This window comes from Bradyrhizobium sp. 215_C5_N1_1 (assembly GCF_052075935.1).
GTDB classification, from domain to species: Bacteria; Pseudomonadota; Alphaproteobacteria; order Rhizobiales; family Xanthobacteraceae; genus Bradyrhizobium; species Bradyrhizobium barranii.
This window is the reverse complement of the sequence record NZ_CP197228.1, coordinates 336,392-349,054: the sequence shown is the minus strand read 5'-3', so window position 1 is coordinate 349,054 and position 12,663 is coordinate 336,392. Positions and strand designations below refer to the sequence as shown.

At 64.5% G+C, this 12,663-nt stretch carries 14 protein-coding genes and 1 tRNA gene; 3 read left to right on the top strand and 12 right to left on the bottom strand.

Features of this window, described 5'->3' with window-relative positions; translation table 11 throughout:
- Window positions 1-28 precede the first annotated feature (28 nt).
- The 3 genes from AB7G19_RS01615 to AB7G19_RS01605 are packed head-to-tail and all read right to left on the bottom strand — an operon-like array spanning window position 29 to window position 2,720.
- Entirely contained in the window at window positions 29-1,348 is a 1,320-nt protein-coding gene (locus tag AB7G19_RS01615; protein WP_085402984.1) for an SDR family oxidoreductase, read from the bottom strand.
- An 8-nt stretch (window positions 1,349-1,356) separates the two neighbouring features.
- Window positions 1,357-1,824, bottom strand: coding sequence for a DUF2269 family protein (locus tag AB7G19_RS01610; RefSeq protein WP_085402986.1), 468 nt, complete (start codon window positions 1,822-1,824; stop codon window positions 1,357-1,359).
- Window positions 1,821-2,720, bottom strand: coding sequence for a dienelactone hydrolase family protein (locus tag AB7G19_RS01605; protein WP_085402988.1), 900 nt, complete (start codon window positions 2,718-2,720; stop codon window positions 1,821-1,823). The genes AB7G19_RS01610 and AB7G19_RS01605 overlap by 4 nt, the downstream gene beginning before the upstream one ends.
- Before the next feature lie 261 nt (window positions 2,721-2,981).
- Between AB7G19_RS01605 and AB7G19_RS01600 the strand changes: the two genes are divergently transcribed.
- Both AB7G19_RS01600 and ppa read left to right on the top strand, forming a co-directional pair.
- Window positions 2,982-3,491 carry a GNAT family N-acetyltransferase gene (locus AB7G19_RS01600; RefSeq protein ID WP_014490714.1) on the top strand — a complete coding sequence of 170 codons (510 nt, stop codon included), beginning with the start codon at window positions 2,982-2,984 and terminating at the stop codon, window positions 3,489-3,491.
- Between the two features lie 178 nt (window positions 3,492-3,669).
- Complete coding sequence (ppa, locus tag AB7G19_RS01595; protein ID WP_014490715.1) at window positions 3,670-4,206, top strand: inorganic diphosphatase; 537 nt, start codon at window positions 3,670-3,672, stop codon at window positions 4,204-4,206.
- A gap of 136 nt (window positions 4,207-4,342) precedes the next feature.
- Here ppa and AB7G19_RS01590 read toward each other — a convergent pair whose 3' ends face one another.
- From AB7G19_RS01590 to AB7G19_RS01580, 3 genes are read right to left on the bottom strand one after another with little or no spacing between them, the layout of a single operon-like run.
- Window positions 4,343-5,227 (bottom strand): bifunctional methylenetetrahydrofolate dehydrogenase/methenyltetrahydrofolate cyclohydrolase, encoded by an 885-nt coding sequence (locus AB7G19_RS01590; RefSeq protein WP_085402990.1) that lies wholly within the window; start codon window positions 5,225-5,227, stop codon window positions 4,343-4,345.
- A gap of 1 nt (window position 5,228) precedes the next feature.
- On the bottom strand, window positions 5,229-5,597 hold the full coding sequence (locus AB7G19_RS01585) for a DUF167 domain-containing protein (protein ID WP_085402992.1): 369 nt from the start codon (window positions 5,595-5,597) through the stop codon (window positions 5,229-5,231).
- A gap of 15 nt (window positions 5,598-5,612) precedes the next feature.
- Complete coding sequence (locus tag AB7G19_RS01580) at window positions 5,613-5,903, bottom strand: YggT family protein (RefSeq protein ID WP_007598721.1); 291 nt, start codon at window positions 5,901-5,903, stop codon at window positions 5,613-5,615.
- 184 nt (window positions 5,904-6,087) lie between these two features.
- On the opposite strand from AB7G19_RS01580, the gene AB7G19_RS01575 reads away from it, so the two are divergent.
- Window positions 6,088-6,163, top strand: a tRNA-Ala gene (locus AB7G19_RS01575).
- A 102-nt stretch (window positions 6,164-6,265) separates the two neighbouring features.
- On the opposite strand, the gene AB7G19_RS01570 is transcribed toward AB7G19_RS01575, so the two are convergent.
- The 6 genes from AB7G19_RS01570 to AB7G19_RS01545 form a co-directional block, all read right to left on the bottom strand.
- Window positions 6,266-7,078, bottom strand: coding sequence for an enoyl-CoA hydratase (locus tag AB7G19_RS01570; protein WP_085402994.1), 813 nt, complete (start codon window positions 7,076-7,078; stop codon window positions 6,266-6,268).
- 126 nt (window positions 7,079-7,204) lie between these two features.
- Entirely contained in the window at window positions 7,205-7,999 is a 795-nt protein-coding gene (locus AB7G19_RS01565; protein WP_085402996.1) for a glutamine amidotransferase, read from the bottom strand.
- Between the two features lie 192 nt (window positions 8,000-8,191).
- A complete protein-coding gene (locus AB7G19_RS01560; protein WP_085402998.1) occupies window positions 8,192-8,971 on the bottom strand; it encodes an SDR family NAD(P)-dependent oxidoreductase in 780 nt (259 codons plus the stop codon).
- A gap of 231 nt (window positions 8,972-9,202) precedes the next feature.
- Window positions 9,203-9,691: a TerB family tellurite resistance protein gene (locus AB7G19_RS01555; RefSeq protein ID WP_354077113.1), complete on the bottom strand. Its 489-nt coding sequence runs from the start codon at window positions 9,689-9,691 to the stop codon at window positions 9,203-9,205.
- A 121-nt stretch (window positions 9,692-9,812) separates the two neighbouring features.
- A complete protein-coding gene (locus tag AB7G19_RS01550; protein WP_085403002.1) occupies window positions 9,813-11,222 on the bottom strand; it encodes an adenylate/guanylate cyclase domain-containing protein in 1,410 nt (469 codons plus the stop codon).
- 51 nt (window positions 11,223-11,273) lie between these two features.
- Window positions 11,274-12,641 carry a cytochrome P450 gene (locus AB7G19_RS01545; RefSeq protein ID WP_085403004.1) on the bottom strand — a complete coding sequence of 456 codons (1,368 nt, stop codon included), beginning with the start codon at window positions 12,639-12,641 and terminating at the stop codon, window positions 11,274-11,276.
- Between the last annotated feature and the right edge of the window lie 22 nt (window positions 12,642-12,663).

The window sequence follows — 12,663 nt, the reverse complement described above, 5'->3', positions numbered from 1 at the left end:
GAACCGGGATCCACTTCGCTCGAAAACGCTAGCGATTATCCAGCATCAGCAGCGCGACCAGCATCAGCACGATGGCCGGCCCTGTCTTCACCAGCGCGCCGAGCGGCTCGATCCAGAGGTCGGGCGTGAGGATCGCCGCACCGACCATATAGCCGAGCGAGGCGACGATGCCTGCGACCAAACCGATCGCCGCGGTGCGGCGGAAGGCGATCAGCGCGCCGATGCTCATGTCCATCAGGCTGGTGCCGATGGTGATGGGATCGACCAGCGCGGGCGAAAAATTGTGCGCGCTCAAAATTCCGGCGGCGGCACGGTAGGAGACGAACAGCGCGATGAAGCCGGAGACGAGCCAGAACGCAACCAGGCTGGCGAAGATCAGCGCCTTGATCAGGAACAGCCGCGCGAACCATTTGTCCTGGATGGTGGCGGGATGGCGCCCGATCGCATCAGCCAACGTCTTCGGCGCGATGCCCGTGGCGGCGATCCAGGTGGAGGGTTCGCCGGTCACGCCACGGCGCAGCTCGGCGATGGCCGTGGAGCGCATCGGCGGCATCCAGCCGAGATAATTGGCGAGATCGCCGATCTTCGCGCCGAGATCGAGCATAAACGACGGCATCGCGAGGCGCGGCCAGCCGGCCGTGCCGAAGGCGTGGCGGAACTGTTTGATGACGCCGGCCATGGTGAGCGGCTCGGCCTGCATCAGGTCCCACGTCACGGCTTTGACTGAGGCGTCGTCAATATCGCGCGCGGCGAGCCAGGCGATGGTGGCCGAAATGTCCTCGACTGCGACGGACTGAAATGGCGTCGACATCTCCTTCCCAGGCAGGTCGAGCGGGAAGGCGGCGAGCGCACGCAGCATGGCGCTGCCGCCATAGGCTGAAGGCGCGACGACGAAGCCGGGCCGCAGGACAGCGTGGGGAATGCCGGAGGCTGCAATCAGGCGTTCGGCCTCGCGCTTGGTCGTCGCGAAGGCGGTGCGATCCGCCTCGGCGGTCCCGGGGATCGAGATGTGCACCAGCCGGATCGCGCGGCCGCTGTCGGCGATCGCCTGAAGCAGGCGCGCGACGAAATCGCGATGCACCGCGCTCGTGTCGCTGCCGGGACCGTCCTGGAGCACACCGAGACAGTTCACGACGACGTCGACGGCGTGCTCGCGGAAGAGGCGCATCAGCGCGGCTGCATCGAGCGACAGGATCGGCCGCTCGATGTCCAGCGCGCTCATCTTCTGCGCGGGCGACAGGCTGCGTGCGACGCCGACCACGCGAAATCCCCGCACGCGCAGATCGTCGGTGACGAAGCGCCCGATCAGGCCGGAGGCACCGAGCACCAAAACGGTTCGCTGGGTCATCGCATCTCTCAAAACGGTTTCGCGATCATCAGCCACAGGATCAACATCGTCGCGCCGAAGCCGGGGAAACCGAACGCGAACCAGCGGCGGTAGAGCACGAAGTAACGTTCAGGCAGAGCGCCGCGCTGCTCGGCCGCCTTGCGCGCGAGATCGCGCATCTCGATCTGCATGAAGACGACGGGGACCCAGAATAGGCCCGCAAAGACGTAGAGCCCAAGCGAGGCCAGCAGCCAGCGTTCCGTGATCGGCATGGCCAAAAGCATCATCAGCAGGCCGCCCGTCACCGGCTGGAGGATCACGGCCGACAACGTGAAGATCGCGTCCGCAATCACCACCACCGACGCGGTGCGCGCGATGAATTCGGCGTCGTTCGTGCGATGCGCCATCAGCATGAAGAAGGCGATGCCGGTGCCAGTGCCGAGAATGACGATGGCGCCGAGCACATGGAGGTATTTGACCAGGAGATACAGCGTCATGGCTTCTTGGCCGCCGCAGGTTTGGACTGGTTCAGCGCAAGCCCGAGCTCGCGGCTGGCGGCTTTGACGCCGGCTTCGCTCTCGATCATCCAATGCCCCTCGCTGCCGACGGCCGGCAATGTGCGGAAGTCCACCTTGCCGCCTCCACCGCGAAACGCATCCGCCACTTGCCGCGAGAACGCCGGCGCGAAATAGCTGTCATTGGTCGCCACGAGCCATGTGACGGGAATGCGCGCCGCCTTGCCGAACTCGGCCGCCGCGGCGAGAAGCGTCTGCGGCGCGCAGATCCGGTTCGGTTCATCATTGGCGTGGCCACCGCGCCCCGGCGCAAACGCGATGATCGCGGAGATCGCGTTCGGATCGGCATTCGCGAGCGCCAACGCCCCCCAACCGCCGGCGGAATGGCCGAGCACGACGGCCGAGTCTTGACGAACAAAATCCTGCTTTCGCAAAAAATCCAGCGCGAGCGAAATTTCGGCGGCCGTCGCGCGACCCGAACGCGCGTAATCCGCCTCGTCGCAGCCGCCCTGGTCCTCGACATAGCGGCCGCCGGTCGCACCATGGCCGAGCCGCTCCGGCACCAGCACTGCGAAGCCGTGCGCGACGAGAAACGCGACCAGCGCGCGGTATTCAGGCTGCGGCATTTGCGCCCGACGCAGCACATTCTGCGTCGAGGCATGTGCGATCACCGCAAGCCGGAATGGACCGGCGCCGACGGGGCGAAACAGCAGCGCATGCGCGGCAATGTCGGTATCCGGCGATGGCACGCGCCATTCTTGCCGGCGAAACGGCTCGCCCTCCTCACCCGATGACCCAAACGTGACCTGTGCGCACAGAGGCGACGCCAGCAGCAAGGGCAGCAGAGGCAGGAGGGCGAAGATGTTGAAGACGCGCATGAATTGCCGCAGGCGAACACGGACAGCGACAGATCTGCAGGAACGAATCATTTTCGGCGGACTTTTTGCGTTGCCATCGCGGTTCATTGGTTGCCGCAGGGCAGTTTTGCACCGGCAATGGCAGGCCGGTGCCGTTCGAAATGGCGTCTTGTCTTCTTTCGGTACAACATGGTTAAAATACTGATGCACAAAATCCACACGTTAACCGATAATTAACGATAGGTCTTGCCGCCGGCGCGGCGACTTGGTTTGATCGTGTCCATGAGCACAACCCTGATCGAGGTCCGGCCGGCCAAAGCTGCAGATGCAACTGCGGTGGCGTCCACCCATGACGAAGCCTGGCGCTCCGCCTATCAGGGCATCATTCCCGGCGGCGAGCTGGAAAAGCTGATCAACCGCCGCGGTCCGCAGTGGTGGGACAGTGCGATTCGCAAAGGCAGCCGCGTCAGCGTGCTCGTGTTCGGCGACAAGATCGCCGGCTATGCCAATTACGGCCGCAATCGCGCCCGCAGCCTGCACTTCGACGGCGAGATCTACGAGCTCTATCTGCGTCCGGAATTCCAGGGTCTCGGCTTCGGCCGCCGCCTGTTCACCGCAGCCCGCCGCGACCTGATGCAGAGCGGCCTGAAGAGCATGGTGGTGTGGGCGCTCTCGGACAACGATCCGGCGACCGAGTTCTACCGCGCCTTGGGCGGCCGCATGGTGGCGCGCTCCTCCGAGCGTTTCGGGCCGAAGTCGCTCGACAAGGTTGCCTTCGCTTGGACCAATTGAGCTGCTGAAAGTCTAGCCGGCAGCGCTTCCCATCCGTCGATACCGTTGCCCTTTGAGCCGGTAGTCGCTGGATTCATTATTTCACAAAAACACGATGGATTGGCGGGCCAAGCCCGCGTATGACAGCGCCAAAATCGCTGCCGGGCGCGATTTAACCTCGGCAACAACGGAGCCTTGAATGCGTATCGATGCGGTCTCGATCGGAAAAAACGTACCCCACGACGTCAACGTCATCATCGAAGTCCCCGTGGGCGGCGAGCCGATCAAATACGAGATGGACAAGGAAGCCGGCACGCTCGTTGTCGACCGCTTCCTCTACACGCCGATGCGTTACCCCGGTAACTACGGCTTCATCCCGCACACGCTGTCCGATGACGGCGATCCCTGCGACGTGCTGATCATCAACACCCGCGCCATCATCCCCGGCGCCGTCATGAGCGTGCGCCCGGTCGGCGTGCTGTTCATGGAAGACGAAGCCGGCGGCGACGAGAAGATTCTCGCGGTGCCGTCGTCGAAGCTGACGCAGCGCTACGACAAGGTGAAGTCGTACTCCGACCTGCCCGACATCACGCTGCAGCAGATCCAGCACTTCTTCGAGCACTACAAGGATCTCGAGAAGGGCAAGTGGGTGAAGATTCTGCGCTGGGGCGGCCCGGAAGACGCCCAGAAGCTGATCCTCGAAGGCATCGAGCGCGAGAAGAAGAAAAAGGCGTAAGATTGCGTGTTCCGGACGCGGTGCATCACGAAGTGACGCGCCGCAGAGCCGGGACCGATGGTGCCACTTGCAATGGGCCCCGGCTCTGCAGCGCATCGTTGCACGCTGCGCTGCGTCCGGGGCGCGAGACCTGGAGTTAAACCGCCGGCTTCGGCAGCCCTGCGATCGCGCACGCCGCGCGCAGCGTATTCACCAGTAGGCAGGCGACCGTCATCTGGCCAACGCCGCCCGGGACCGGCGTGATCGCGCCGGCAACGGCGAGTGCTTCCTGATAGGCGACATCGCCGACGAGGCGCGTCTTGCCGTCGTCCCTGGGGATGCGGTTGATGCCGATGTCGATCACGGTCGCGCCTGGCTTCAGCCAGTCACCACGTACCATCTCGGGCTTGCCGACCGCGGCATAGACGAGGTCGGCGCGCTTCACGAGCCCGGGCAGATCGCGCGAGCGCGAATGCGCGATGGTCACCGTGGCATTCTCGTTGAGCAGCAATTGCACCAGCGGACGGCCGACCAGATTGGAGCGGCCGATCACGATGGCATTCATGCCTTCGAGCGAGGCGTGGACGCTCTTGGTCAGGATGATCGAACCGAGCGGCGTGCAAGGCGACAGCGCTTCAAAGCCGCCGGCGAGCCGGCCGGCATTGTTCGGATGCAGGCCGTCGACATCCTTGGCGGAATCGATGGCGTTGATGACGGCCTCAGTATTCAGGCCCTTCGGCAGCGGCAGTTGCACCAGAATGCCGTGCACGGCCGGATCGCGGTTGAGTTTTGCGACGACGGCCAGCAGATCGGCCTGCGACACGTCGGCCGGCAGCTTGTGCTCGAACGAGGCCATGCCGGCCGCCTGCGTCTGGGTGTGCTTGGAGCGGACATAGACCTCGCTGGCGGGGTCGTTGCCGACCAGAACCACCGCGAGGCCCGGCACCAGATTGTGTTCGCGCTTGACGCGGGCAACCTCGTCAGCGACGCGCGCGCGGAGTTCCGCAGCGATGACTTTTCCATCGATGATCTTGGCCGTCATGTCAGTTCCCTTGGTCTGTCGGTTTGGCGTCTGCCGATCTGGCTTGGGCGAGCTTGCGCAGGGCTTCGCCGAGCCGCGCCGGATCGCCATCGACCGCGATCTGCTTCAGCCGCGAGGTGGCACCGGAAAGCAGCTTTACACTGGCCTTGGGGACGCCGAGCGATTTCGCCAATAGCACCAGAACGGCCTTGTTGGCCTCGCCGCCATCGGCGATCGCGCGCACCCGCACCTTGAGCACGCTGCGGCCATCGGCCAATTGCTCGATCCCGTCGATGTCGTCGCGGCCGCCGCGCGGCGTCACCCGCAGCGCGATGCTGATTCCTGCGACCGAATAGCGCCAGGGTTCCTTGAAGGCCTGTTTCGCAACCAAGGCGCTCCCGCCCGCTTAGATCACGTTCGGGTAGATGTAATACAGGATCACCCGCTCGATGAACATGATGAGCAGGATCAGGATGATCGGCGAGATATCGAGGCCGCCGAGACTGGGCAGGAAATTGCGAATCGGCGCCAGCACCGGCTCGGTGATCCGGTACAGGAACTCCGCCACCGCCGAAACGAACTGGTTGCGGGTGTTCACGACGTTGAAAGCGATCAGCCAGGACAGGATCGCGGAGGCGATCAGCAGCCAGACGTAGAGGTCGAGCACGATGATGACGATGTCGAGAACGGCACGCATTGAAGACTCTGGCTTTCGGTCGGGATTGACGCTTTTTGCTAGATATCGGTTCCCCCCGGCCCAAACAAGGGAAGTCGGTGCCGGGGATGGTTAAAACCGGGTCACACCCGTCCTTGACTTGACCTTGGCGGGGACTTAAATGGCGCCCGGTTGTCGGCCGCATTCACCAGAGCGGCCGCCAAACGGGGCCATAGCTCAGCTGGGAGAGCGCGTCGTTCGCAATGACGAGGTCGGCGGTTCGATCCCGCCTGGCTCCACCAGCCTTCGCAGGCTGCGCCTGCTTCGGCTCGGCAAGCCGCTTCGTAGCGAAGGCTGCCACGCCATAGCCCGAAGGGCGACGGCGGGCTCCCTCCAAATTCCCCCTACTTCCCCGTAAACCTCGGCGGCCGCTTCTCCATGAAGCTCGCCACCCCCTCCCGGAAATCGCTGCCGTTCAGCGCGACCATCATCTCGCGGTTGGCCTCGATCGTGGCCTCGGCCAGGGTCTGGAACGGCACCTCGTAGAGCTGGCGCTTGATCACGGCCATCGCGCTCGGCGAGACGAAATCGGCGAGGTCGCGCGCATAGGCGTAGGTCTCCTCGCGCAGCTTCTCGGGTGAGCAGAGCCGGTTCACCAGGCCGATCCGCAGCGCCTCTTCGCTCGACACGCGCCGGGCCGAGAGCAGCAGATCCATCGCATTGGCGTGGCCGACGATGCGCGGCAGCATCCAGCTGATGCCGTGCTCCGCGATCAGGCCACGCCGCGCGAAGGCTGTCGTGAACACGGTATTGTCGGCGGCAAAGCGCAGGTCGCAATAAAGCGCGTGGACGAGGCCGATGCCGGCGGTCGCGCCGTTGAGCATGGCGATGACTGGCTTTCCGATCGACGGATAGAAGCCGTAGCGCGTCTGCCAGTCCGGCCGGCGGTTCATGTCGAAGGGCGGCAGGTTCGAGGCACGCCTGACGTCGTTGGGGTCGAGCCCCTTCAGCGCATCCATGTCGGCGCCGGCGCAGAAGGCGCGGCCCGCGCCGGTGAGCACGATGACGCGGACATTGTCATCGGCGCTCGATGCTTCCATCGCATGGCGCACGTCGCGCTCCATCGTCGGCGTCCACGCATTCATGCGATCAGGGCGATTGAGCGTGATGGTCGCGACCTTGTCGCTCACCTCATACAGAATGTGTTCGTAGGCCATGACGCTCTCCCTGTGTCTGCCGGCACGCGTTCGCGCGCGCTCGTTAGGAACGAGCCTAGCATATCCAGGGATGAGGCAAGGGCTTGCGCCAAGAACTTAGGCGAAGCACCTTGCGCGGAGGCGCGATCACTCGGCGGCTTGCGCCAGCACCTGCCGGCGCGCCAGCCAGCCGTCGATGAAATGATCGAGCCAGGCCCGCTCCGCAACGTCGTAGACGGCACGGTCCGCGAAATGATGATGCCGCTCGCGCGCGCCAGGCGCGCTGAGGCCGTCATAGCCGCGCGTGGTCCAGCAATGCATCATCGCGCAGGTCACGTCAGGATGAAACTGCACCCCGAAAGCGTTGCCGGTGCGGAACGCCTGGATCGGAAAATCATCGCCTTCCGCAAGCAGCTCAGCGCCGACGGGCAGTTCAAATCCTTCGCGATGCCAGTGATAGACCTGTGCCGGCCAATTCGGGCAGAGCGCGTGGCCCGCGGCGGTCGGGCGGATCGGATAGTAGCCGATCTGGGTCAGTGCCTGCGCATGCGGTGCGACGCGGGCCCCCAGCTGCATCGCCAGCATCTGCGCGCCGAGGCAGATACCAAGGAACGGCCGCTGTTCGCGGAGCGGAATTTCGATCCAGTCGATCTCGCGGCGGATGTAGTCGTCGGGATCGTTGGCGCTCATCGGACCGCCGAAGAAAACAGCACCGGCATGCTGATCGAGCGTGTCGGGCAGGGGATCGCCGAAGCGGGGACGGCGAATGTCGAGACGATGGCCGAGCGCGCGCAGCGCATTGCCGACGCGGCCGGGTGTCGAGGATTCCTGATGCAGGATGATCAGAACCGGCAACCGGGCTTCGGAGGCGGCGGCGCTCGGCGTCCTTCTGGGGAAGGGCACCAATTCTGCGCCACCAAACCTGTCCGTCCGGAACGACATGGCCTCTGCGAGTGCTATCGGTTCAGGCCGCCAGCATAACTAAGCGGTAGTTAACATCGTGTGAGTTCGCGCACACGCGTCCCGATATTGAAGCAAGCTCCGGGCCACTACGGAGCTTTGAGCTTTCTTCAAAGCGTTTTCGAGCGAAGTGGACACCGGTTCGCGTCAAGAAAACGCGTCAAGACAAGAAATCTAGTGCCTCTGCCTCTGGAACCGGCTGGTGGCGGACAGGATGAAGCCGCGCGGGAAGAAACGCAGCGCGAACGGCACGATCTTGATTCCGAGACCAGGCAGCACTGCCCGTTTGTTGGCCATCAGGCCTCGATAGGCCTGTTGCGCGACATCGGCGGCAGACACGTTGAGAAGAGTCGTATCATGCCCGGACCCGACGCCGGCGCGCGCCTGGAATTCGGTGGGCACCGGACCCGGGCAAAGTACGGTGACGCGAACGCCGCGCGGCGCGAGCTCCGCCCGCAGGGCCTCGGTGAGGGAAATCACATAGGCCTTGGACGCGTAGTACACGGCCATGCCGGGGCCGGGCAGAAAGCCCGCGACCGATCCGACATTGAGAAGACCGCCCTTGTTCCTGATCAGCTGATCGGCAAAGCGCAGCGACAGATCCGTCAGAGCCCGGACGTTGACATCGACGATGCCGACCTGTTCGACGCGGTCGCGCTCGATCGCATCGCCGAACACGCCGAAGCCGGCATTGTTGACGAGATGGTCGAGCTCGACACCTTCGGCGGCGAGCGCGGCGGCGATCTTCTCGCCCGCATCCGCCTCCTGCAGGTCGCAGGCGATCACGATCGGCTTCTTGCCGCCCTTGGCGGCGAGCTCGTTCGCAAGCGCCTCCAGCCGGTCCGCCCGTCGCGCCGTCAGCGCGAGGCGATGCCCGTTGGCGGCGAACACACGCGCCAGCTCCGTGCCGATGCCCGCCGACGCACCGGTGATCAACGTTACCCGCTCAGTCACGATCGAAGTCTCTTGAATTGAAGTTTTTTGGCCCCGCAATGGCGGAACGAGAGCATAGGCCGAGCGCGACAGGCAAGCGTCACCGGCAGCATGGCTGCTTGAGCGGGCAACAGGGAAGCAGGAAAACCACGGATTTTACGGGGAAATCCGGGGCCGGGGTGGCCGACGAGGGTATATTAAAGTTTCGTCATGTGGCCAGCACAACCGCCGATAATACCGCGTCGAGACGGCTCAACCCCCGACGGCACCGTCCTTGACCTGATCACCGGCGCGATTTGCGACCGCATGCTTGAGGTCGATCCGGTCGCGCTGGGCGATCCCGAGCAGGTCGGAGGCGCGCCAGACGACGTTGTCCTCGAACTCGGAGACCTGGCCATCGGCATAGACCAGCTCCCACATCATCTGGACGATGCGCTTGCGGCCCTCTTCGTCGAGCGAGCGCATGATGACACTGGTGAAGTGATAGAGATCGACGGCCTCGCCCTCGACCTGGGTGGCGTCCGCGATCAGGCGGTCGGCGGTTCCGCGATCCAGCCCGAAATGGCTTTCGATCAGGCTGTGCAGCTTGCGCTGCTCGGTCGCCGTCGGCTGACCGTCCAGCGAGACCACGTGAACCAGCAGCGCGGTGGCCGCAAGCCGGTAATCGCCATCGCCGAATGCACGATCCCCGGCATGAGGGGCCACAATGTCGGCGATGAATTGGCGCAGGCCGTCGAGCATAGGATCCTACCGAAAACGATGAAGCCGCGGGAGTGCGGCCGCCACCAGCATTATATGAGCGGGAAACTCAACCGCCGCAACGTGCGTCAGCTCCGCGCGGGCATTACCTTTCGGCAATCTGTCACGGTATCTCGTACACCACCATCTTGTCGGCGATGCCGCGCAGGGCCGCCTGCTTCTGGATCGGCTTGATCGCGCGCTGCTCGAGCACCTCGGCGACTGCGGGCGCATCGAGCACGGGGCCCGTGATGTGGATCTCCCGCGCCGTCGACAGGCTCTGGACGCGAGCGGCGATGTTGACGGTCTGGCCGAAATAATCCTGGCGTTCGTTGAGCATCACCGCAAGACACGGGCCTTCATGGATGCCGATCTTGACGATGAGATCGTCGGTGCCGCGCTGCCTGTTGAGCTCGTCCATAGCGGCCCGCATCCGCAGGCCCGCGACGATGGCGTGCTCCGGACGGACGAAGGTCGCCATCACGGCGTCGCCGATTGTCTTCACCACCGCGCCCTTCTCGGAGGAGATGATCTCGAGCAGCGCATGGAAATGCGCGCGCACGAGATCGAAGGCGGCGAGATCGCCGACGCGCTCGTAGAGCGCGGTCGAGCCCTTCAAATCGGTGAACAGGAATGTCAGCGACGTGATCTGGAGCCGCTGGTCGAGGCTGAGATTGTCCGCCTTGAAGACATCGCGAAACGTCTGGTTCGACAGCATGCGCTTGGCGGTGAGGAACGGCTTGCGCTTGCCGATGAGATGATGGAGCGCCTCGGCCGCGATGAACACCGACGGCAACACGCGCACGCCGGCCTGGTTCTCCAGCGACAGCCGCAGCGGCCCCGGCCGCATGGTCGTCGTCCCCGTCGGAGCCTGCACCTTGTTGTACATGATCGCGAACTGCTGGCGCTCCTTGGTCGGCTCGCCCTGGACGTCGATGAAATGGGCGGCGTGCGTCACCGGCTCGAAGATGATGATGAAGTCGCCCGGCAGTTGCAGCGACATGGTCGCTTTCTCGCCCGCCGGAAGCTCGAGCGTATCGAGCGTCACCTCGTTGGCGAGCGTCGCGAAGGATTCCTTGTTGAAGTCGACGCCGGAGCTCCAGAATACCTGCTTGAAATATTCCCACACCGGAAGCGTATCGGGATCGTGCGCTGCGATGCGCCGCACGCGCGGATTGACGGTGAAGGAGACCTCGACCTGATCGTCGACCGACGCCTTGTAGCCGCAGGCGCAGAGCGCGCAGTGATAATCGTCCGGCTTGAGCGCCTTCAGCGTCGAATGGGCCCCCAGCACGCCGCCGCAGCCCGGACAGAGCACGTTCCAGCCGAGATCGAACAGTCCGAGCCGCGCCGAATGCAGGAAGGTGGAGATCGTGTGCTCTTCGTCGAGGCCATGCTGCCTGGCGAAATCGAGGACATTGACGCGGTTGAGCTCGTGATCCTCGCCGTTCTCGATGAGGTCCGCAATCGCGTCGACCACCTTGGCATCGGCGGTCTGCTTCAGAACGGAAAACTGGGCCTGGATGTCGCTCATGGCGGAGGCTCTATCTGGGGTGGATCGCGCCATCGGGCAGACGAATGTCTGTCACCGACGCGTGATGCGGAACAAAGGTGAGTGGTCCGGCTGGGTCGTCACGACGCCGAGCGGGATCACCGGAACCCTGTCGGCAAGCTCGATACGGAACGCGCCGATCAACCGGGCCAGCGCCAGCACGGATTCGGCTTGCGCGAACGGCGCGCCGATGCAGACGCGCGGACCCGCGCCGAACGGCAGGTAAGCGAAGCGGTCGGGCGCCTCCTTCGACATGAAGCGTTTTGGAATGAAGGCGTTCGGCTGGTCCCACAGCTTCTCATGCCGGTGGAGCAGCCAGGGCGCGATCATGATGATGTCGCCCTTGCCGATCTCGACACCGGCCGCATTGTCCTTCTCGCGCGCGGCACGCGCGACCAGGAAGGCCGGCGGATAGAGCCGCATGGTCTCCTCGATCACCGCACGGGTGAACTTCTGGCGATCGATATCGGCCATGCTGTCGAGGTGCTCGCCGTGGGTCTCGGAGGCAACTTCCTCCTGCGTCTCCGGATCGAGCGCGAGCAGATAGAGCGCCCAGAACAGCGCCGTCGCCGTGGTCTCGTGACCCGCCAGGATCATGGTCGCGACCTCGTCGACGAGTTGCGCGTCCGAAAAGCCCTTGCCGGTTTCGGGATCGCGCGCCGCGTCCATGAGATCGAACAGGTCGCGCGGCGGCGCGCCGTCCTTCTTGCCCATCGTGCGGCGCTCGGCGATCAGCATCGCGACGAATTCGGTCCAGCGCTTGCGGAAGCGCGCGCGGGCAAAATCCATCGGGGTCGGCCAGGACACCGGCAGCAGCATGTCGAGGAAATAGGGCCGTCCCAGCCGCGCTCCGTATTCCATGACGAAGTTGCGCAAGGTCGGGCCGTGACGGTCCATGCCGAACGAGAACATCGTGCGCCCGGCGATCTCCAGCGTCATGCGCTGCATCGTCTCGCGCAGATCGACCGGCTCGCTTGTTCGCGCATCGAGCTTTGTGATGGTCTCGTCGAGCACCGCGGTCATATGCGGGACGAGATTTGCGGTCGCACGCGGCGTGAAGGCCGGCGCGAGCGTACGGCGCTGATGCGCCCAGGCGTGGCCTTCCGCGATCAGAACTCCTTCGCCGAGCACCGGACGCAGCATGCGGATCCCCGCCGGCGTGCGCGTGTAGTTTTCATAATTGCTGAGCAGGACATGCCGAATTGCATTCGGCTGATTCAGAATGAAGCTGTTGTGGAGGAAAAAGCGGCCCTTGATGACCTCTTCTTCGTAGGCACGCTGGCCCCAGGTCGCGATCATGTTCTGCTTGAGGACCGCGACCCGGCCGAGAAACGACATGTCGTCGGGCGCACGCGGCGGGGTCGGAGGGATGATGGGCCGACGCACACTGGCGATGTTCATGGCTCTCTCCCGCAGATATGAC